Origin of the sequence: Vibrio nigripulchritudo ATCC 27043 (assembly GCF_000222685.1) — a bacterium.
Classification (GTDB): domain Bacteria; phylum Pseudomonadota; class Gammaproteobacteria; order Enterobacterales; family Vibrionaceae; genus Vibrio; species Vibrio nigripulchritudo.
In genome coordinates this window covers 58,922-79,491 of sequence record NZ_AFWJ01000223.1, presented here as the reverse complement: position 1 = coordinate 79,491, position 20,570 = coordinate 58,922, and the positions used below count along the sequence as shown (strand labels likewise).

At 42.2% G+C, this 20,570-nt stretch carries 20 protein-coding genes; 14 read left to right on the top strand and 6 right to left on the bottom strand.

Features of this window, described 5'->3' with window-relative positions; genetic code table 11:
• The first annotated feature begins 45 nt into the window (after positions 1 to 45).
• From RH89_RS28770 to RH89_RS15830, 5 genes are all read left to right on the top strand, one after another.
• Positions 46 to 396 carry a hypothetical protein gene (locus RH89_RS28770; RefSeq protein ID WP_004404106.1) on the top strand — a complete coding sequence of 117 codons (351 nt, stop codon included), beginning with the start codon at positions 46 to 48 and terminating at the stop codon, positions 394 to 396.
• Between the two features lie 144 nt (positions 397 to 540).
• The gene (locus RH89_RS15845; RefSeq protein WP_004404105.1) at positions 541 to 975 is read left to right on the top strand and encodes a hypothetical protein; all 435 of its coding nucleotides are present in this window, start codon (positions 541 to 543) and stop codon (positions 973 to 975) included.
• 247 nt (positions 976 to 1,222) lie between these two features.
• The gene (locus RH89_RS15840; RefSeq protein ID WP_004404104.1) at positions 1,223 to 2,740 is read left to right on the top strand and encodes an ethylbenzene dehydrogenase-related protein; all 1,518 of its coding nucleotides are present in this window, start codon (positions 1,223 to 1,225) and stop codon (positions 2,738 to 2,740) included.
• Positions 2,741 to 3,418 carry an Lcl C-terminal domain-containing protein gene (locus tag RH89_RS15835; protein ID WP_004404103.1) on the top strand — a complete coding sequence of 226 codons (678 nt, stop codon included), beginning with the start codon at positions 2,741 to 2,743 and terminating at the stop codon, positions 3,416 to 3,418.
• Positions 3,419 to 3,433: 15 nt separating this feature from the next.
• Complete coding sequence (locus RH89_RS15830; RefSeq protein WP_004404102.1) at positions 3,434 to 5,305, top strand: cellulose-binding domain-containing protein; 1,872 nt, start codon at positions 3,434 to 3,436, stop codon at positions 5,303 to 5,305.
• Between the two features lie 51 nt (positions 5,306 to 5,356).
• Here RH89_RS15830 and RH89_RS15825 read toward each other — a convergent pair whose 3' ends face one another.
• Positions 5,357 to 5,899 carry a DUF4274 domain-containing protein gene (locus RH89_RS15825; protein ID WP_004404100.1) on the bottom strand — a complete coding sequence of 181 codons (543 nt, stop codon included), beginning with the start codon at positions 5,897 to 5,899 and terminating at the stop codon, positions 5,357 to 5,359.
• Positions 5,900 to 6,153: 254 nt separating this feature from the next.
• Between RH89_RS15825 and RH89_RS15820 the strand changes: the two genes are divergently transcribed.
• Entirely contained in the window at positions 6,154 to 6,501 is a 348-nt protein-coding gene (locus tag RH89_RS15820) for a hypothetical protein (RefSeq protein WP_004404099.1), read from the top strand.
• 21 nt (positions 6,502 to 6,522) lie between these two features.
• Entirely contained in the window at positions 6,523 to 6,855 is a 333-nt protein-coding gene (locus RH89_RS15815) for a hypothetical protein (protein ID WP_004404096.1), read from the top strand.
• A gap of 73 nt (positions 6,856 to 6,928) precedes the next feature.
• On the opposite strand, the gene RH89_RS15810 is transcribed toward RH89_RS15815, so the two are convergent.
• The 5 genes from RH89_RS15810 to RH89_RS15790 all read right to left on the bottom strand — a co-directional run bounded on the left by RH89_RS15810 (position 6,929) and on the right by RH89_RS15790 (position 12,528).
• Positions 6,929 to 7,780 (bottom strand): sugar phosphate isomerase/epimerase family protein, encoded by an 852-nt coding sequence (locus tag RH89_RS15810; protein WP_004404093.1) that lies wholly within the window; start codon positions 7,778 to 7,780, stop codon positions 6,929 to 6,931.
• Positions 7,777 to 8,844, bottom strand: a complete 1,068-nt coding sequence (locus RH89_RS15805) for an ABC transporter permease (protein ID WP_004404091.1) — start codon at positions 8,842 to 8,844, stop codon at positions 7,777 to 7,779. The genes RH89_RS15810 and RH89_RS15805 overlap by 4 nt, the downstream gene beginning before the upstream one ends.
• Positions 8,837 to 9,886: an ABC transporter permease gene (locus tag RH89_RS15800; RefSeq protein ID WP_004404087.1), complete on the bottom strand. Its 1,050-nt coding sequence runs from the start codon at positions 9,884 to 9,886 to the stop codon at positions 8,837 to 8,839. The genes RH89_RS15805 and RH89_RS15800 overlap by 8 nt, the downstream gene beginning before the upstream one ends.
• A complete protein-coding gene (locus tag RH89_RS15795) occupies positions 9,879 to 11,432 on the bottom strand; it encodes a sugar ABC transporter ATP-binding protein (protein WP_004404086.1) in 1,554 nt (517 codons plus the stop codon). The genes RH89_RS15800 and RH89_RS15795 overlap by 8 nt, the downstream gene beginning before the upstream one ends.
• 106 nt (positions 11,433 to 11,538) lie before the next feature.
• Complete coding sequence (locus RH89_RS15790) at positions 11,539 to 12,528, bottom strand: substrate-binding domain-containing protein (RefSeq protein WP_004404085.1); 990 nt, start codon at positions 12,526 to 12,528, stop codon at positions 11,539 to 11,541.
• A 622-nt stretch (positions 12,529 to 13,150) separates the two neighbouring features.
• Here RH89_RS15790 and RH89_RS15785 point away from each other — a divergent pair.
• The 7 genes from RH89_RS15785 to RH89_RS15755 all read left to right on the top strand — a co-directional run bounded on the left by RH89_RS15785 (position 13,151) and on the right by RH89_RS15755 (position 19,617).
• Entirely contained in the window at positions 13,151 to 14,155 is a 1,005-nt protein-coding gene (locus RH89_RS15785) for a LacI family DNA-binding transcriptional regulator (RefSeq protein WP_004404084.1), read from the top strand.
• A gap of 857 nt (positions 14,156 to 15,012) precedes the next feature.
• Complete coding sequence (locus tag RH89_RS15780) at positions 15,013 to 15,204, top strand: hypothetical protein (RefSeq protein WP_004404083.1); 192 nt, start codon at positions 15,013 to 15,015, stop codon at positions 15,202 to 15,204.
• 56 nt (positions 15,205 to 15,260) lie between these two features.
• Positions 15,261 to 16,181 (top strand): hypothetical protein, encoded by a 921-nt coding sequence (locus tag RH89_RS15775; RefSeq protein WP_004404075.1) that lies wholly within the window; start codon positions 15,261 to 15,263, stop codon positions 16,179 to 16,181.
• Complete coding sequence (locus tag RH89_RS15770) at positions 16,182 to 17,321, top strand: hypothetical protein (RefSeq protein WP_004404073.1); 1,140 nt, start codon at positions 16,182 to 16,184, stop codon at positions 17,319 to 17,321.
• Positions 17,314 to 17,817 carry a hypothetical protein gene (locus tag RH89_RS15765; RefSeq protein ID WP_004404071.1) on the top strand — a complete coding sequence of 168 codons (504 nt, stop codon included), beginning with the start codon at positions 17,314 to 17,316 and terminating at the stop codon, positions 17,815 to 17,817. The genes RH89_RS15770 and RH89_RS15765 overlap by 8 nt, the downstream gene beginning before the upstream one ends.
• A gap of 37 nt (positions 17,818 to 17,854) precedes the next feature.
• Positions 17,855 to 18,451, top strand: coding sequence for an arginase family protein (locus RH89_RS15760; RefSeq protein WP_080564022.1), 597 nt, complete (start codon positions 17,855 to 17,857; stop codon positions 18,449 to 18,451).
• The gene (locus RH89_RS15755; protein ID WP_004404067.1) at positions 18,448 to 19,617 is read left to right on the top strand and encodes a hypothetical protein; all 1,170 of its coding nucleotides are present in this window, start codon (positions 18,448 to 18,450) and stop codon (positions 19,615 to 19,617) included. Before RH89_RS15760 ends, RH89_RS15755 begins: the two co-directional genes overlap by 4 nt.
• The last annotated feature ends 953 nt before the right edge of the window (positions 19,618 to 20,570 follow it).

Sequence of the window (20,570 nt, the reverse complement as noted above, 5' to 3'; positions counted from 1 at the left end):
GATTAACTTGCTGTTATTCGGTCATATGTGCCGTAAGAGGATGCGATGAAACTAAAAGATAAAGCCAGATTAGCCAGAACACCCGGACATATTGTTGGTGTGCGTGAAGGCACCTTTGTGTGGTTTTACAATGAATCTTTATTTGCGTGGCAACAATGGGTAAAGCGTTACCCTTCATTACCAACACTTCGCGTTTCTGCCTGCAAAGTGAAAGCACTAAATAATGCCTGGATGTTTACCGGTGTTGTGCCTTTCAAAACACTGGAAAATGCAGGTCTCGAATTCGACAAAAAAGGACGTGTTTTCATTAAGTTCGAAGCGGACTGGCGACACTGGGAAGACTGGAAGCACAAAAGTAAACCTAAGAGGGCTTCTACAGTGAAGATTAGTGACTAGTTGGTTGGCACCTTTCGCAGGTGCCTGTTTAACGTAAAAGTCATGTAATTTGCGACCGAGATATTAAAACGCAACAAAAACAGCTTTTTACAACAAAAAGCAGAGCAATAATGAGCACTAATCTCATTCCAACCAGATCATTTTATGTACTTCATTCGTCTCGCTATCACTCTTTTATTGATCGCCTTTCCACTTAGCTCTGCCGCGAACAAAGAAACTTCATATTCGTTGCAGCTCGAACTTGATTCCATCTCTCAACCATACATCCAGAAAATCGAGCAGGCTGATGGATACCGTTCAACTTTACTTGCCTACACCACCTACCACGAATTTCTTCAAGGAGAGATTTCTGATACCTATGAAAAGCTGCAAAGCAAATTAACAGATTCACAAAGAATCGAATTGTCATCCTCACAACAATTGTGGGAACAATATTTAAAGAGCAACTACGATTTGATCCAAGATGTCTGGACAAAACAAGATTTTGGAACGGCCTCAGCACATGACCGTGGACAATTAAAGTCGACGATATTGTTGCAACGCTTGAAAATCTTAAAGCACTATTTGTATTCCCTTTAAAACACCCTCTTTAAAAATCGCAACAACAAACCGTCACATTGCAGCTGTTATTAACGAGAAAAGAGCATAACCCTCTTTTCTCGTTAGCTGTGACATACATTCTTTGAAAAATTCAATTCGTTGCATAAAAAAATAGAACCACTTTTGTAAGTCACAGTTTTTTAACATTGCTTAAATAGCAATTGGTTCAATAGCTTCTACCATCTTTCCTTAATAATTTTATTGGTTAGTTGCTTAGAACAAAAACATGAACCCTCAGCGTTTCAACTTTGTGTTGCTCCATCTTATCGTCTCGATTTCTGCTCTGGTGAACTTGCTCACCGGGCTTCGCATTCATCTTGTCTCGAATCGCTCCCTTTACTGGTTATCGCCACTGCTGCCTGAAGGGCAAATGCACGATCTTCATTACCTGAGTGGGGTGATCTTATTTGCCGCTGTATTTGGGTATGTGGTGTACCTTGCATTGCGGAAAAAACGGGCAACCAAACCCACTTCTTCCTACCACTTGTGGGTTCAGTATTTTGGTTATGGGGTGACAATCTCGGCGTTAATAACTGGCGGACTTTACTGGTGGCAATCTGATTGGTTGAACCTACAGGCATGGCATTTTTGGTCGGCTATTGGCATGTTGGTCTTTCTGATATTGCATAGCCTGGTTTATATCATTCAGTATGGTGCGTCTGTTTTAAAACTTGTTCTCCCCTTTCGCACTCTCAAGCAGGCAAGGCTCTCTTTTACTCTGTTACTGACACTGACAACCGCCGGAGCTGGCTGGGCATTTATGACCACCAGCAGCCAGATGCCACTGCAGGTTCACCGCCTTAGCTCCGAGACCTTAATTGAAATCAACGGTAAGCCCGACGAGGTGTTCTGGAGCGACATTCCCTACGTTTCGGTAAAAACTACAGGCGGTGCCAATTTCGAAAATGGCGCAACCACTGTGTCCATTAAAGCTGCCGCAAACGAGTATGAAACTTACTTTCTGTTTCGCTGGAAAGACGAAACTAAGAGCCTCGCTCACCTTCCATTATTTAAGCAAGATGGAAAATGGGTTGTTCGCCAGAACGGTTTTCATGAGTTTGACGAAACCGTCTATTACGAAGATAAGTTTGCGGTGATGATTTCCAGCACATGTGGATTCGGGGCAGACGGAACTGCCTACCTTGGAAGAAAGCCCATCAAAGGAAAACCTGAAAACTGGCATGGCAAAGGTTATCACGCCAGCATGGACAATAAGATTCGCGACCTTTGGCACTGGAAGGCGGTCAGAACCAACGACATGTTTCAGGCAGACGATAACTTCTTTGGTGCGCCCAGCAACGCTCGGTTTGGTCAACGCAGATATACCGCCGGATATTTGCCTGATGGCAAAGACAGTGGCGGATACAAGATGAACTGGAAGTGGTATTCCCCCAAAGAAATCACGCCAAAGCGATTGCCCAAAGCCGAGTCAGACATCACCAAGCCTCTGGCCTGGTTTGGCAGCCTGCCATACAAAGCAAGCCTAGACACCTACTCGGAAGGCACAGAGCTTCCTTCTGTCTTATACCGTTCCAACCAGTTTGAAGGCGACAGAGCCAATGTGCGAGCTCGCGGGATATGGAAAGACGGTTACTGGACTCTGGAAGTGTCCCGTCAGCACAACACCGGCTCTCAGCATGACGTTGCGCTGGAAAATGGCACCTGCATCTGGGTATCGGCATTTGACCACTCTCAGGTCGCTCACACGCGCCACCATCGACCTTTTCAGCTGGAGTATCTGTAAATGAAGACTCGCCTGTTTTTCACTCTGCTAATGGTCTGTGTTGCCGGGTTTTACAGTTACTTCGCTGTTAATGCACTGCCCGTTCAGCTCGATCATCCCCGATACGTGAAAATCACAAAATCTGGAGACGCCCTCAAACCATGGCAAGGGCCATGGGCATGCGTAGCCGATACCGAGCAAGACCTGTTATGGGAAGTCAAAACGGATGATGAATCCATCCACGATGCTGACTGGACGTATTCCTGGTACAACGGCGAACTTGGGGATGCCAACAAAGGGGACTGCTTTTATCAAAATGGACGTTGTGACACGGATGCCTTGATTACTCGTACCAACAAGGCGGGCTTGTGTGGTATTCACCACTGGCGCTTACCGACAGGGCAAGAGCTTATCGCGCTACTCGAATACAACGATCGCCCTCATCAGGCACAAATCGCAACGGACTTTTTCCCTCGTATTAAGAACAGCGACTACTGGACACAAAACGCACAGCAATCGCTGGAACGCCATTTCCGACACCTAAAGCATGGAGCGCTGGCGGTGAATTTATTTGAAGGCAAGGCACAGCCTTTGCCTTATCGCAATGCTGCCTTTGTGGTGCTGGTCGCTGACTGGCACCGCGAGGGGCATACCTCGCAGATGACATTATCGTCAATCACTTCAAGAAATAATGAATAATAAAGGACTATCAAAATGAATTACCTCAGAACGAGTATTCTGATTGGTCTTTCTGCCATGGCTTGTCAAAGCTTCGCAGGTAGCCAATATCACCGTTTGGTGTGGGATGCTTCGCCTTCTTCCAAAGCGACGGTTGGGTTCACTCCCACATCCAGTGCAAACCATCATGTGAAATATGGCTTCACAACCGATGAGCAACAGTGGAAAAAAGCCAATGTCACCTTTAGCCACACGTTTGGTGGCTCACTGAAAAACAGTTTTGTGCAGCTTAGCAGTTTGCCGGCCAATTCCCCTGTTTACTATCGTGTGTGTGACGATGCGGGCTGTGGCGACCGTTTGTGGTTTAGAACTGCGCCAACAGACAATTCCCCTTTTGTTGCGATTGCGGGCGGCGATACCCGAACAGGTTGGACAAATCGCCGTGCGGGGAACAAGCTGGTTGCGAAAATCCGCCCACTTTTCATTATGCATGGCGGCGATTACACCAACCAAAACTCAGTCTCTGAAATGTCTGAATACCTGAAAGACTGGCAGCTGACGTTCTCTAATGACCTGATTGACGGCGTTAGCTACAAGCGTATTTATCCATTTGTGCCGACCCACGGCAACCATGAAGACGACAACTACAGCACCGTCTGTCAGGTGTTTGGGGTCGACTTCGATGGCAACAAAACCTGTAACCCTAAAGACACCTACGGTGCGTTTAACGTTTCGCCTCTGATGCGTGTTTATACCCTGAACAGTCAGTTTAAAGACAGTGGCTGGTCGAGCTACGCCACTGCGATGAACAACTGGTTAAGCCAGGATCTTTCGGCAAGTGCGTCTTCAGCAAAATGGCGAGTCGCGCAATACCACAAACCAATGTATCCGCACTATTCAGGCAAGCGTGACAATACCATTCTGGTTACCTGGTGGGCGAACTTGTTCTACCAACACAAAATGAATCTGGTGGTGGAATCGGATACGCATATCAACAAAGTAACCGAAGCGCTGAAACCTTCTGGTTCGAACTTCACCGCTACGACGTCTGGCGGTACTGTTTATGTGGGTGAAGGAAGCTGGGGTGCGCCAGCCAGAAGTGCAAACGACCCGAAGAGCTGGACCATCGATCTGGCCAGCATTCAGCAATTTAAGGTACTCAGCGTTAGCCCAGATAAACTTGAAGTACGTACTGCCCAGTTTGGTTCTGGCGCAGAGACACTGAGCCGCGATCAACGTAACGCAAACCCATTGGCACTACCAAGCGGGGTTAACTGGTGGTCGGCGTCTCAAATAGGTGATGTGCTTAAGCTGACTCAGGCATCTAACAAGCTGTCTGTGATCGATAAAGGCACCACAACACCCGACCCTGATCCAAACCCACCTACGGGCAGCAAGCTAAAAAATGGAGTTCCGGTCACTGGTATTTCTGGCTCTAAAGACCAGACCATTACCTACACTCTGGACGTACCTGCGGGTGCAACCAATCTGAATATCGCGACCAGCGGCGGTTCAGGCGATGTCGACCTGTACGTGAAGTTCGGCTCGAAACCTACCTCAACAAGCCACGACTGCCGCCCGTACAAGAGTGGAAATAGTGAGTCATGCCCATTTGCTTCCCCGAAAGCGGGCACTTACTACATTAATCTCACGGGATACAGTTCGTTCTCTGGAGTAACACTGACTGCGAGCTTCACCACAGGTGGCTCAGGTGGAGGTGGTGGCAGTTGTAATACCGCTGGTATCAACGAATACCCAAACTGGCCACAGAAAGATTGGGCAGGAAACCCTAGTCATGCTGGCACTGGCGACAAAATGGTCTATCAGGGCAAAATTTATCAAGCCAAATACTGGACAGACTCGATTCCAGGCAGCGACGGCAGTTGGGAACTCGTCTGCGGTCAGTAAGTTTACAGTGTAAATATTCTGAACAAATAAAGGGCATCCGTTGATGCCCTTCTAATCTGTATCAACTTTCATCGTGCTGTATTGGCAGAAAAGATAACCTGGAATCTCATACCCCTGTTCAAGACACTCATCGAGAGATGGAACAAAAAGTTCATCGTAGGGATCGAACGCTATTTGGTACGTTGCAAAGCCTCGTTCTTTAAACTTGGAAAGAAGCTTTTCATAAAAATGCTTCTCTTGCTTACTAGAAGAAAACTTAGCGGCATGGAACCCTGAACCTTTCCAGTAAAGCATATTTGCAGTGCCAGCATCACATTTGGGATGATCCAAAAATGCGTTTAAAACATCAAAATTACCATCGTCCCAATTGTAGTTTGCGGCTGCGTAATGAATCTCTTCTTTTGAAGCCAAACCCTCTACGGTTATAGCCTCACCCACCTCAATTCCAAATTGGTCGGTCACGTACTTTAAAATTTCTAGTTCTTCACCTTTTTCAATCAGAATCTCTTCAAGTTTCTTTTTCGTTGGTATACAGCCACATTCAAAACAAACAGACGCTCGATATTTCTCTTCTTTAGAAAGACGCTTTGCCATTCGAACTCACTCTCAATCAAATAGGTATATTTCGATTATGCACTTGGTGGAGAGAGTTGGTGGAAAATCAAAAATTATTCTTATTAATTAGACATATAATAATGAGAGAAAAACAAAGTAGTATCTTTCAACCAAAAACTAATATCCCGCAACATCACGCGCATTTCTGCTGCCTTCAACTTTACTTGCACTCTTGTCGTTATAGACTTTTCCCCTCGTAATTTGGCAAATCAGTTAACTTAATGAGAACAATAATGAAAAGATTCATCGCACTCTCAGCAGCACTGCTTTCTACTTCAGTATATGCAGGTGGTTGGACGTCATTCGCAACACCAACCCGAGTCGATATTGAACGTGGAAATGGCTTTATGGTTTACGGTAACTTTGGAAATCCAGGCAACTGCTCGATACAAAACCGTTTTTACGTTCAAAAAACGCACCCTCAATATAAAGAAGTCTATTCCATGGTTTTAGCGGCATTCACTTCAGGGAAAAGAGTGCAAGTGTATATACATGCTTGTAATCCTGTCGGATGGTACTCGGTATCCAGTACCACCTACAACACCATGACGCCTTCAGGTGCGATAAACATTTCCAATTAATGAAAACAAGAGATTAAACCAATGAAGTTTTTTATCGCTTTGACTATAGCCGTATGTTCATTTGCCACACATGCATCACAGCAAACAACACTCGCTCCTCAAACACTGAATAGAGTAGCTTCAGGCTGGGGTGGCGAAGGTATATACCTTTACTCAAAGGAAAAGCTAACTGTTTCTGGTTGTAAAAACCCTGTCTATGTAATTAAAAAGCACAACAACGTTCTGTTTTCCGAAATGGTGTCTATGGCTCTTTCTGCCTACCACGCCAAAAGCAAAGTAGCTGTTCGTACCGATGGTTGTGACGGAGATTCAGGAAGGGCTATGAACATTATCGCCATCGATCTCTTAGATTAAGATATTACCTAAAAATTTACATTGTAAATCTGCCAGATAACTAAACGACTATCTGGCAGATAAACCGCGAAAATCAGAGCAAATGATATTGCTTCGCTTTGTTTCTTAGGAAGCTTAAACCGTCGGTCATTACTTCTTCCGGGCTGTTGGCAACGGGTCGCCATACAGAAAGGGCAGAAGCGATCTGAGGAGGCAGATTAATAAAGCTTTCCATCGCCATGCCACCTTTGTAATGAATGGCAGATAGAGCTGCAAAAACCTCATCCCAATCACACGTTCCCGCCCCCGGCACACCACGATCACTTTCAGAAAGGTGAATGTATTTTAGGTGTTCCCGACACGCTAAAATGCCATTGGCCGCGCCTTTTTCTTCAATATTCATATGGTAAGTATCCAGATGAATGAAGATGTTGTCAGAACCAATCTTATTTAAAAGCTCAACCGCTTGCTCTCCCGTATTGAGCAGGTGATTTTCATATCGGTTGATTACCTCAATCCCCAATTCAATGCCTTGTTTTTTGGCATAATCGGCGGTTTTTCTCATGGTGATAGCCACGTTATCCAACTCTTTCTGCGTTGGCGGTTGACCAGTGCGCTCGCCGATGCCGCCATAGGTGACACCCGTTAAACATTGACCGCCCAGCGCCGCTGTTTTATCAATCGCTAGCTTAAGGAAATCGAACGCTTTATCAGGCACCTGCGAAGGCAAACGGTCCAGTGGCACACCCAGTGAACACACTGCATTTAACTCCGCTTTTTCCAGCAAATTTCTGGTGTGCGGTGCATCCACCCCCGGTGGGTCTAACATGGTGATTTCCAAAAAATCGATCCCTTTGTATTTGGTCGCTTCAGCAATGGCACGCTCGGCTCCCTCTCGCGTCCACTCCAACGCCCACATACTGGTATGTACTCCAAATCCCTTCATCTCATTTCTCCTTTAAGTTTTTTTCGTTGAAACCTTACCCAGCCCCAGCGAACCACCATCACAGCGATTAAGAACAGCCCCCATGCTGCGGTGGCAAAATGTTGATTGATTCCGATTAAATTCAGCCCTGAAGAGAGCGCCTGAAGAATAACCAGAGCAAGAAGCACCGAGACCACACGACCAAAACCGCCGAATGGGTCGACACCACCAAGAAAACACGCCAGTACCGTTATCAGCAGATACGACTCCCCGTGCCCGACACGTACCGAGTTGAAACGCAGCATCATGACAATACCTGCGACGGCGCAAAGCACGCCCGACAAGGTATACACCCAAGTCAGCGCCCGTTTAGTATGTATGCCGGAATAACGCACCGCTTCGATATTGGAGCCCATCAGATAGGTGATCAGCCCCAATCGGCTTTTCGCCAGAAACACGTAACACAATAGAAATACCGAAAGCATGATCAAGAGAGGAACGGGGATTCCGAGTACGCTACCGTGACCTAATGGCTGGATAAATTCGGGGAAGCCAGAAATATCTTTACCTCGGGTGAGAAACTCTCCCAAACCTCGGAGGAAAATCATCATGGCAAGAGAAACCAGTATCGGGTGAGCGTTGGTGTAAGCAATGACGGCTCCCATGATGTAGCCCGATATAGCCCCAACCAGCAACGCCACCAGACAGCCACCAATAAATGCCGCAACGGAGGCATCGGTCCCGCCAAATTGCGTCAGTATCCAGGCTAGCGTTAGTCCACAGAAGTTTGCGCTGAAGGTGATTGCCAGATTGAGTCCACCAGTCAGAATGGGCAGTAACATGGCTAGGGTCAAAATCCCAAGCTCCGGCAATTGAAACGCCATAGACTCAAAATTCGCCGCTGATAAAAAACGAGGGGAAGCCAGACTGAACCCGACAAATACGGCAGCTAGCAGCAGGCTTAACCCAATGTTTTCAATACCCACGGTTTTGATCAGATGCGACCACACACCGTCAGCCGTCTGATTTTCGGTTTTATCTTTGGTGGACTTGTTTTGAATAGAGCCAACAGGTGGATTACTCATGCGCTCCTCCCTTCGCCAGATCTTTGCGGTTTCCAAATGAAATGGAAGACCAGTCGATATTCGACACCGAGATCGCTACCAAAATCACTATCCCGACGACCATCTTGAAAGCGTATGGAGACACCCCAAGCAGGTTCAGCCCGTTTTGGGTCACCGCCACCAGCATCACCCCGAGAATGCAGCCAAGCACGGTGCCACGACCGCCGCCTAACCTTGCACCACCCAGTACAACTGCGGCGAGTACATCCAGCTCTCGTCCGTACATGGCGTTGGGCACCACTTCTTGCGCGTAATTCACCTGCATAAGCCCTGCGATGCCTGCCATCATGCCCATCCACCCAAACGCGATGTATTGCATTGCACCGATATTGATGCCGATGCGCCGGGCCCCTTCGGGGTTGTTGCCAAACGCGTAAAGCTGCCTGCCGATGTTGGTATGCCGAACCAGAATCCAGGTAGCGAGCACGCATATCGCCATCACCACAACTGGAAGCGTCAGTTCCGCCCAAGAGCCGTTCGGCATTTCGTGTTCAAAAATGATGACCCTGTCCGTCCACCAGTCCGGCAGGTTGTAAATGGAAACGCCACGGGTAAAGAACATCAACAGACCAAAGAAGGCGTTAAATGTCGCGATGGTGACCACAATGGAAATGATGCGGAAATGGTGAATCAGCGCAGCGTTGATGGCACCAAGTGCGATGCCGACCAGAGCCGACAAAGTCACCCCCATTGCCCAGCTCCCGCCACCTAAATCGATAATGGTGGTGGCTACCAGGTACTGAACAACTGATGCTCCGACGGCAAAGGAGATGTCGATGCCTCCGGCAATCAACACCACCAATAATCCGACAGCAAAAATCAGGTTGATGGAGCTGGCATTCAACAAATCAAACAGGTTGGTTAACGTGAAGAATTGCTCGGTGGAAAACGATAGCCCCACACATGCCAGCAGCAACACAAACCCAAGCCAGACTTCTGTTGCCTGATGGCGATAAATTTCTTTCCACCAAGGCAAGGTGGAATGAGCAGATACATCAGACATACACCACCTCCTCTAAGGCTTTTAGCTCCAGTTGGCGAGGGTCGTATTCGCCGACAATATGCCCGTCTGCCATATGCAAAACTCGGTCGGCGTTGAAATACACTTCCTGAATTTCATCTGAAATGAGCAATATGCCCAGCCCTTGTTTCGCCAGCTTTCTTACAATTTCAAAAATGCCTGCTCGCGCTCCGACATCAACGCCGACTGTGGGGGAATCCAGAATGAGTAATTTGGGTTCGGTTGCCAGCCATTTGGCGATCGCTATGCGTTGCTGATTGCCCCCCGAAAGCGTGGCTATCGCGTCCTCTGGCTGGCCAATTTTGACTGCCAGTTCTTTGATCCAGTGGGTGACTAATTCTGATTTTTTATTGGTTGAAATCAGCCCGGTAGACGCCAGTAACTTGCTGAGCACAGGCAGGGCGATGTTGTCGGCAATAGGTTGTTCCTGAATCAGCCCAAGCGAAAGGCGATCTTCAGACAGGTAGGCGATGCCAGCATCAATCGCATCCCGATTAGAGTGAAATATGACAGGCTTGCCGTGCATCCGAATTACGCCTGAATCCGGCTTCGACATGCCAAATAACGTTTTTCCAAGCTCGGTGCGACCAGCACCGATCAACCCGATTAAGCCTACGACTTCTCCTTCTCTCACCGTTAGGGAGACGCGGTGAAATTCTTTATTGCGAGTCAGGTTTTCGGTTTGAAGAACAACGGGCAAAGAGTGAGTATCCACCGCAGAGACGGAGGATGTGAATGATTTTCCGGTCATCAGCTCGGTTAAGCGAGACTGGGTCATGTTGTCGGTATCATACACACCGACCAGTTTGCCATCGCGCAATACGGTAACTCTATCGGAAATGTCCAGTACCTCAACCAACCGGTGGCTCACAAACACTACCGAAACACCGCTGGCAGATAACTTGCGAACCACTTCGAGCAGGTAGTCGGTTTCTGCCTGAGTGAGAGACGCCGTCGGTTCATCCATAAACACCACTTTGGCATCGGATATTAACGCTCTGGCAATCGCGACTATCTGCCTTTGCGCAATGGGTAAGGCTTTTACGGGCAGGTTTAAATCCAGTTCGACACCCAGTTTCTGCAACGCTTGGGTGGCAACGTCTGCCAGTTTAGAGTGATTAACCCAACGCGGCGACATGCCAAGGCTGCTCTCGATGGCAATGTTTTCTGCCACCGTCAGCTCTGAAAACAACGCCAGATCCTGCCAGATAACAGCGATGCCTTGCGCCCTTGCAATCTGAGGCGTGATTTTGGTTAACCTTTTGCCAGCAAGTTCCATCACGGTATTGCTGTCTGGCTGATAGACGCCAGTTATGACTTTGATGATGGTGCTTTTACCGCACCCATTTTCACCCGCCAGACAATGTACTTCTCCTGCCCCTACTTCGAAGTCCACTTCATCCAGAGCCTGAACTCCACCAAAGCGAATCGATACGCCTTTAAATCGCAGTATGGGCTTTGTTTCCGGAGCACTGTGCCGCGCTTCAGAGCTGTTGGGTTCACCCTGTTTTTCGCTTGATCTTTCCACTCAACAATCCTTGTATCCTTGCTTACTTCTAGGGTCTGTTGACCTAGAATTTTGAGCAGGGTGAAGATTCACCCTGCTCACACGATGTAAACTGCGAGCGAGTTGCTTATAGCCCCATCGCCGCTAAGTCATCGACCGTGTCTTTGTTGAGTTCGACCAGTTGGTCAACGATCAGGTTAGTGGAGCCTGCTTCAGGGTTCACCACACCCAGACCTGGGATTTCTGTACCAGCCTGAATGGTTTCGCCTTTGATCAGCTTGTCTGCCATGGTCACAAACACTTTGCCCGCTTCCATTGGGTTCCACATGAAGCCACCCGTTAGCACACCAGAGTGAACCAACTTACGACCCTGACCCGGTGAAAACGGACCAAGTACCAGAACGTCACCTGTTTTACGACGTTCCTGTACCGCACGAGCCGCACCAATTGGTCCCTGACTACCGAATGCTAAAAAGCCTTTCAGACCCGGATTTGCCGACATCAGATCCAGTGCAGTCGTACGGCTGTCATCCACACTTTCTGCCACGCCATAGCGATCGCCGATAAGCTTCATATCTGGGTGATTGGCTTTGATGTACTCGATCGCCGCGTCTGCCCATGCGTTGTGCAGGGGTACCGTCAGAGAGCCCACAAATACGGCGTATTCGCCTTTACCGCCCATTTTTTCTGCCAGCAACTTACCGTAGGCATCACCAAAACCTTTCACCGAAGCCAGTTCAAAGTTCCAGTCCACGTTTTTCTGAGCGGGTGACTCATGAGTGATAACCTTAATGCCCTGCTGACGCGCTTTCGCCAGCACGGGCTCCAGCACTTCGGCATCGTTGGGTACAACCCCAATCGCATCGACACCCTGTGCAATTAAATCCTCAATTGCACGAACCTGCAGAGCAGGGTCAGCGCTTGTAGGACCAATCATAAAAGCATCCATTCCCAAGGCTTTACCCTGTTGCTTAATGCCTTCTTCCATCGCATTAAACCAAGGGATACCACCGATTTTCACCACCACACCCATGGTGGGTTTGTCGGCGGCGACGGCAGACATTGCCGTCACAATAGCGAGAGCAAAAATTGAAATCTGTCTAAGCAAAATATTCATAGCTTTAAAATCCTTCTTCGAAACACCCCATTTGGAGTGCAGCTGAGCGACTTGTAGCAAATCGAATCTGGCAGACCACCTGCCAATCAGGACGGTCGAACTTTGTGTTCTCCCGAATCCAGTGCTCTCAACCTTGAAAGCACCATCGATTGTGCAAAACAATTTTACTTAGGCACTAAACAAAACAATGAGCTTGTCGCACGTTTTTTTGCTCAGTGACTCAGATTTAGCACAATCGATAGTGCAAATAGTAATGTATACTTGAGACAAACGAATGCCTCACTATTGATACGGATATAAAATTTAAGCTATTGATTTGCTAACTTACTAAAAAATAAATGATTATTTTTTGTGCAAATCAGACATATAACCTCAGCTTTGCATAAGAAAGCGGTAAATCTTGCTAACTCCTTTTAAATCAATAAATAAGAATTCAAGCTTTCGTCAGATGTAATTGTGTTCAAAGCCACTGATTTAGATGCAAAGCAAGGCAAAATCACAAGTCAATAGCAAGCCTATTGCGTTGATTTTAACGCTGCTAGGCGCTAAATCAGGGACTTTGAAACGCTTCTATTATGTGAAGCTGAGGTTAAGTAATTTGAAAGGCATAAAAGGAAGCGCTATGAGCCGTTCAGAGAAAAAAACCACCATTTATGACATTGCCAAAGAGCTGGAGATTTCTCCCTCCACAGTGAGCTCTGCATTAAATGGCACATGGAAAGCCAGGCGAATATCGGAAAAGAAAGCCTTGCACATCCAGCAAGTCGCCCGAGAAAAAGGGTATTACATTAATATGCAGGCGCGTGGGCTAAGAGCGGCAAGGTCAGGGATGGTTGGATTACTGATTCCGCAACACGACAGCCGATTCTTCGCTTCTCTGGCTCAGGAATTTGACCATAGCGCCAAAAGCCGCGGGTTGTGCCCTATTGTTATCGCGACCGAACGGGAATCGTCCGACGAGCTCAAAACTGCTGAAACCTTGATATCCTTTTCGGTTGACGCACTGTTTATCGCAGGTGCATCGAATCCAGATGCCATCAGCGAGCTGTGCCGGCAGGCAGCGGTGCCACATATCAACCTCGACTTACCGGGTTCAAAAGCTCCATCCATCGTGACAGATAACTTCTCAGGGGCAACGGATCTGGTTTCTGCGTTAAGGGGGAGAATTGGGAATGCATGCCCGCATACTATGGTGTTTATTGGCGGTAATTCGGAAGATTACGCCACCAGTGAACGTATCCGAGGCTTTAACCATGCGACTTCGGATTTGCCTGACAGCCAATGCGCCATCTATGCTGAAGGCTATTTACCAAAACAAGTTCAGGAAACCGCCAGCCGAATCTTTCAGCCTTCAAAACCCGCCCCAGCCGGCGTCTTTGTTAACTCCATTACCGCATTTGAAGGCATCATTCAGTTTATGCAGGAAAACCACAGACACCCACTCAGGCGCTCGGTGATTGGCTGTTTTGACTATCACCCGTTTCTCGCTTACGTCCCATACAACGCTTTTATGGTGCGCCAAAATGTGGAAGAGATGATCCATCTGGCATTTGATTGTTGGGAGCGCGGCGACACTGGCAACCATGTTGTAAAAGTCAAACCCGAGCTGGTTATCAACGGGACATAACCCCTTTACCTGTAGCAGGACGCGAGCATGCTTTGATGGATGTATAATCCTAACTAAACTCGAGCCCGGCAATCGCTATTCTCTCTGCTGCACCATCGAAAGTGATACTTGAGTTGTCCTTTAAAAACAGAACCTAAAACGTAATGAAGACTAATTTCAATTAGCCAGTAATAATGAATATCTTGTTTTCAGTCTACTTTTAACTCAGAACGAGACCACGACTAGTATCATAGATCGCAGCCAATTGTAATGTAACTTCTGGGTATATTGGAAAAAGCTACGATGTAATTTTCCGTTAAATGGAGTTTGTTTTTACGTGTTCACTGACATACAAAGCCAATGCCTAAGTAAGGATACCGTTACAGCTAAGAGCAAGATGTATGAAATAATGTCTCTCCTTAAACATACCATGTTCAAACGGTCAATCTCTTTTAGCTAATTCATATAATTACATATATCAATGACCTAATATCATAGTATTCAATTAAGCTAAAAATGGCTCTGTAATTCAGAATTAAGTAATATTAAAAATATAATAATTAGAATGATTACTAATTTTTACAAATTGAAACAATGTAAAAAATCAGAATTAAGCATTAGATCTTAGTCGCAATAATAATAATAACTCTTTAAAATCCAAGTTATTTATTTGAAGTTAGTCGTAATAAAGTAGGGCAGATTATGAAAACATCAAATACTCACATTGTTCTAATGGTTGAGTACAACATTTAAAGAATGTAACTTAATTATAACGTAAAGATTAGAATGTCTCGTTCTTGAATACTAATAATTTTCAATGAAGAGTTAATTAAATTTTAATTCTTTCGTTATCCATTAACTATACTAAAGGAAGCTTTATGAAGAATAAAAGCCTATCTACGGCAGCAGCTAGTGCTGCTGCTGCGATTCTAACATCTACATCTGCAGTGGCAGATACTCATAGGGAAGTATCTGAAGTTAAAGAGTTACAAATTAAAGATACTGTAGGAATTGAAATAACCAAATTTGAATCTATATCTCTAATGCGTCCGGTAAGACATATCCGATAACTAACATTGTTTAGGGGCTTTAGAGCCCCTTTACGATACCTACATATTAAAATCATATGAAATTAAACGTTATAGATGGCTTTAAGAAGATATATAAATCATCCTATGATTTAAACACATTTCCCGAATTTAAAATTATAGCAAAAAGTGAGTTCAATGAACATTACATTGACTTAATTTATAATGAAACTATTGCATTAGAATTATTCAACAAATACAAAATAAAACAAACAAATTCAAAACACTACCTAAACAAACTTGTAAAGGTAAAGAATGATCTGTTTATTATTACAGGTATAAGATTTTATTCAGGAGATGTTAACACTCCTTTCGTTGAAATACTTCCTGATAGAGAAATAAGCAACTTAGAAATCAATGAAATTAAGGAATTAATCGCTAAAACTTATAGAGTTTTCAATCCAAAGTATTTGATGATAGCCTCAACTAAAAGAAATTCAGAAATAATATCAAAGGATTTAAACCACATTAAAGACGACCACATACTAATAGGAAGAACTAGTAACGCTATCGTTGATGACAATCTTGGAATTTGTATTAAAAAATTACAATCAATGGACTTTTACCTAGAATACAATTCAAATTATAGTTCGTCTAACTATAGTAACATCCCCTACCAACCAAAACCTGAAGATATATCTAGTATTAGTTCATCAATAAGGGAAGGGTTATGTTTTGGGTTCTACAGAGATACTGACTTGGTAGCGATAATAGCTGGAGTCAATAGTTATATAGGTGATTTAAGGTCGTTTTATATAATTGAAAAATATATATTTCCTAAATTTCGAGGTAATGGATATTCAAAAATTTGTGAGATAATTCTTAAAAATGAATTATATAATAAATTTAATTTTATTTGGGGTACAATTAATGACTCTAATAAGCCTTCATTATATTCTGCGTTATCTTCTGGAAGAAAAATCATTAAAACAAACATACTTATACCCTTAGGTAATTAAATGGAAAAGTTAGCTAATTATTTATTTGAAAATGAAATTTCTAATTCATATTTACATCTTAACATTAATTTTAATGATGTAATAAAGGTAATTGATTCTATTGTCGAGGAAGAGAAAAAATCAGATTCAAGAAAGGATACAGCACAAATTAGAGTTTATTCTGAAGGAAATACTGCTTTATTTGATAATGAAATAAGAACATGCTCAGTCGACTCATACTCTAGTTTAGAAGAATGGGGAAGTAGTATCTTTAAAGGAAATAAATATGGAGTTGTATTCAATAGGTGTGAAAAGTGGAACGATGAACTCACTTGTAAAATAGCAACAGTGATAAAAGATATATATAAAAATGTTATTCTAGATGATGTTAAGTTTGAGATAACACTTTTTATTGGAAACTATGGTTGGACTCCATTTGGAGTTCATATTGATGATAAGAATAGTTCTGTAATTCACTTCCATTTGGGACCTGGTAGCAAGAAAATGTTTACTTGGAAACAAGATAATTTCATTAAGCTAACTGGTTCCAATCGCTCATTTTTCGAACCTGAAAAAATACTGAAAGATGCAGATTCTGTTTGTATAAATAGTAATGATATTTTTATATTACCTCCAAATAAATACCACATAGGATATACGCCTGAATTTTCAGTTGCCATAGCAGTGGCTGTTATTGATGATAACACAAAAAAAAGAAATGCTAACGCGCTAAAATGGGCTATATCAAATGAGTCATGGGTGACTAAAAATATAGAAAAAAGAATTGTTCTAAATGAATTTATAAAAAAAAGTTATAAATCCTTCGATTTGGCAAAAAAAAGTAACTTTTGCTTTCAAGATCCTCCAAGAATGTTAGATATTCAGAGTAAAAATATTGAACATCATAGTAAACTAGTTTTATGTAAGCCATTTAAGATTTATTTAAACAAGATAGATAAAAACAAGATAGAGATATATTTTAGAGGAAGATCCATTACAGTAAACCATTCTAAAGAAGTAGAAAACATGATTAAGATAATAAACAGAGGTTATCCTTTTTCTATAATTAATTTATTTGAAGAACTATGTAAAGAAAAAGAATCTATAGTGGATATATTAAAAGTATTGTTATCTGGAAGAGCAATAAAAATTTATGAGTAAACTAATCATAAACCCATATGCTAAAGTAAAAATAGTGGAGGATAGGTGCTCTATAACTCTCCAAGAGTTTGGGATAAAAATTGAATCTTCCAACGAATTAGTGAATATGATCGAAATATGTAATACAATAAGAGATAACAAAATTATAAAAGAACTTATTGAATCCAGGGTTCTTATCGAAAAAGGGAGTGAATTTCTTTCTAGACCTATTACAGTTAAATCAACTTATGACATAAGTAAAAATTGTAATGATTCAAATATAAATGAATTATTTTTCTTAGGATTACCAATAGATTTTAGCCCTGTAAAATATATAACATGTAAGGGCGGACCTGATCTAATAAGAAAAAGGTTAGGTATTTTGAAAGAGGAATCAAATGTAATATGTTACAAGACAAGAAAAGTCTATGACTTCTCTAATCTATTGATTAAGGATTTAGGCGATATAAATCATTCCTCTCCATCTGAAAATTACGAGACAATATCAAAAAAATAAATCATTTAACTTCAGACATATTTAGAAATAAAAAACCATCATTTCTATTGGTGGCGATCATTCTATATCTCTACCTTTGATCACAACAGCCTCAGAATTCAACAAAGAGCTTCAGGTCATTCATTTTGATGCTCACTCCGATTTTTATGGTACAGGAGATGATATAGAAATAAATCACTCAAATTTCATGCATTCTGTTGCCAAATTAAATAATGTGAAACATATACTTCAGCTAGGTTTGAGAGAATATCAATCAGTTACAAATTATGATGTTCTAGAAATTTCAAAAAAAATATCTTTCTTCAACTCTGAAGAAGTCGAAAGTTTTGAAATAAGTGAATTACTTGAAAGTATTGATAAAGATATTCCATGTTATATATCTTTTGATATAGACGTACTAGATCCAACGCTAAGTATGCACACAGGATCACCAGTAGTAGGTGGTTTAAGTTACCTTAAAACATCTAAGGTATTAAAGTTTATTTACAACAATTTCAAAGTTGTAGGAATAGATTTTGTAGAACTTTCTTCTTGCGAAAGCTCTAGAAACATTTCAGCGGACGTAGCCTCTGAACTTGTTACAGAGTTTATTCTTTCTAAAGTTGATAGTAAAAAACTAGAGAGGAATATATGACTAATCACCATAAAATAATTTTGAATGATACGGAGCTACTAACAAAATCTAAGTATATTCCAAATCTTCTCAGTGAATCTGATATTCAAACCATTATGCATGAGATTCATAATTGCTTTACATCATTTTCCCATAGAAAAGAGATTCCAGTTTTAAGGGCTTACATAGATGGTAGATTAGATTACTCACTGCAAAGACTTTTGAAAGAGTATAAATTCTATGAAATTGAAAACTTTGAAGAAGATATAAAAGAATGTATTGGATTTGGAAATTTTTGCATAACTTTCAATGGTATAACTAAATGGAACTCTAAAATCCATTCATTTTTGTCTAATAATCTGGTTAATGGTTTTGTCAGAAATCTCGGCACACCTTTGATCGGATTAGATACGTACTGTTTTATTGGAAACTATGGGTTTACTCCTTTTGGGATTCATGACGACAATGACCATTCTTTACTTTTCCACCTCGGCCCTAATTCTAAAAGAGTGTGGGTTTGGGAAAGAGATGAATATAGAAAAATTACGGGCAGCGAACTAATTTCTTTTGAATATAAGAAATACCTTAATACTGCGAAGGAAATAATACTTGAGCCAGGTGATTTTATCTTTATCAAAAACGGAGATTTCCATGTATTTGATAGTACGGACTTCTCTATAACATTTGGTGTAACTATATTTCCTTCTTCCAAGGAAGTTCTATATAGAGAGTCTCTAAGGAAATATTTCGAATCATACAACTTTGAAGATTCTTCGTATTTTTCTAAAAAAATAAATATCGAAAAGGGAAACATTGAAGATAATGTAAACATTAGGAATTTATATTCTAGATATCTAAATATAATAGAAAGCAACAACTATATAACAAATGAACCTTTAATTAAATATTTAAAGTTTAGTTATAATTCAAATTTTAAAAAATTCCCAAATTGCCCACTAATTTACAGGCGATGGGGTCAAACAACTGAAATATACTCAAGAGGTCGAGTAATAACAATAAGTACAAGCTTCATACCATTTTTAGATGAATTAATTGCCTACATAAACACTGGCGAAGAGTTTACAGTTCAACAATTAGTAGATATGTATGTAAAGTCATCTGAACATGATAGTATCAATCAATTAATAAATGCTTTAGTTGAAACATCTGGAGTAATTAAATTGTAAATTTATATTTCACTTCATATGAAAAATTTAATTACTTAATTAATAGAAATATTGAACACAATTTAACGTTAGTAAACAAATAAAAAATACTAACAATACACTAAAAAGATTGGCACATGCTAAAACTAATTGAGAACTCGAAGGGTTTCAATTGACGTCCATTGCTAGTTTTGTGTTCATTCTTAACTGGGCGCGAGTATGCTCAACCAAAGAAGACTCGAGCCCAGTAATCGCTGTTCCAATTCATTTTCCTCTACTTCACTTTCTGGCGTAATGTTCCGTAATCGTGTGGCTTTAGCATGCTCACCATGAAAAATCTAAAGAAACGTTATATTTTCGTAGCACCATCTAACGCGAGGTATGGGTTACCCTTTTTAATACAGCACTTAAAACGTAGGACCGACTGTTTTCTATTTGACAACATAAGTACCAATCTCATCGTTTTTGTTCTCAGTCGCCTTTGATTCAGAATTAGATTAGACTCTATATCACAGGCAGTAACCAATTGTAATACCGTTTTTTCGCATATCGGAACGAGCCATGTTGTATTTTTCCTACAAGCTACTATTTGAGGTTTATTTTTAATTGTTCGTTTGCTTAAAAGGTTAATTCCTCAATAGCAAAAAATACATGAAATCGTATATCATCACGGTATATCGTGTACGAATGTTTTTGATCTCCCTAAACTACCTTGATAATTTGCATTTAAATTCAAGGTGTCGTCGCTATTACATCTTGATACTATGGCGGTGATAACTAAGAGATATGTTTAATGGTGCCATGCTATTGACTAATGTCAGATTTAATATCTTCGACTACTGATAAGTTTACAGCTGGATTCAAAATAGTTGTACCATTAAGCATTAATAGCTCGTGGTTATGTTAATTCACAAAATGAGAACTCCCCATGAAAGCTATAAGGCTTTAATATGTAACCCAATAGAAATGCAATA

Coding starts and splice junctions, on each gene's coding strand:
- RH89_RS28770 (WP_004404106.1), top strand. CDS start 46: ATGAAACTAAAAGATAAAGCCAGATTAGCCAGAACACCCGGACATATT.
- RH89_RS15845 (WP_004404105.1), top strand. CDS start 541: ATGTACTTCATTCGTCTCGCTATCACTCTTTTATTGATCGCCTTTCCA.
- RH89_RS15840 (WP_004404104.1), top strand. CDS start 1,223: ATGAACCCTCAGCGTTTCAACTTTGTGTTGCTCCATCTTATCGTCTCG.
- RH89_RS15835 (WP_004404103.1), top strand. CDS start 2,741: ATGAAGACTCGCCTGTTTTTCACTCTGCTAATGGTCTGTGTTGCCGGG.
- RH89_RS15830 (WP_004404102.1), top strand. CDS start 3,434: ATGAATTACCTCAGAACGAGTATTCTGATTGGTCTTTCTGCCATGGCT.
- RH89_RS15825 (WP_004404100.1), bottom strand. CDS start 5,899: ATGGCAAAGCGTCTTTCTAAAGAAGAGAAATATCGAGCGTCTGTTTGT.
- RH89_RS15820 (WP_004404099.1), top strand. CDS start 6,154: ATGAAAAGATTCATCGCACTCTCAGCAGCACTGCTTTCTACTTCAGTA.
- RH89_RS15815 (WP_004404096.1), top strand. CDS start 6,523: ATGAAGTTTTTTATCGCTTTGACTATAGCCGTATGTTCATTTGCCACA.
- RH89_RS15810 (WP_004404093.1), bottom strand. CDS start 7,780: ATGAAGGGATTTGGAGTACATACCAGTATGTGGGCGTTGGAGTGGACG.
- RH89_RS15805 (WP_004404091.1), bottom strand. CDS start 8,844: ATGAGTAATCCACCTGTTGGCTCTATTCAAAACAAGTCCACCAAAGAT.
- RH89_RS15800 (WP_004404087.1), bottom strand. CDS start 9,886: ATGTCTGATGTATCTGCTCATTCCACCTTGCCTTGGTGGAAAGAAATT.
- RH89_RS15790 (WP_004404085.1), bottom strand. CDS start 12,528: ATGAATATTTTGCTTAGACAGATTTCAATTTTTGCTCTCGCTATTGTG.
- RH89_RS15785 (WP_004404084.1), top strand. CDS start 13,151: ATGAGCCGTTCAGAGAAAAAAACCACCATTTATGACATTGCCAAAGAG.
- RH89_RS15780 (WP_004404083.1), top strand. CDS start 15,013: ATGAAGAATAAAAGCCTATCTACGGCAGCAGCTAGTGCTGCTGCTGCG.
- RH89_RS15775 (WP_004404075.1), top strand. CDS start 15,261: ATGAAATTAAACGTTATAGATGGCTTTAAGAAGATATATAAATCATCC.
- RH89_RS15770 (WP_004404073.1), top strand. CDS start 16,182: ATGGAAAAGTTAGCTAATTATTTATTTGAAAATGAAATTTCTAATTCA.
- RH89_RS15765 (WP_004404071.1), top strand. CDS start 17,314: ATGAGTAAACTAATCATAAACCCATATGCTAAAGTAAAAATAGTGGAG.
- RH89_RS15755 (WP_004404067.1), top strand. CDS start 18,448: ATGACTAATCACCATAAAATAATTTTGAATGATACGGAGCTACTAACA.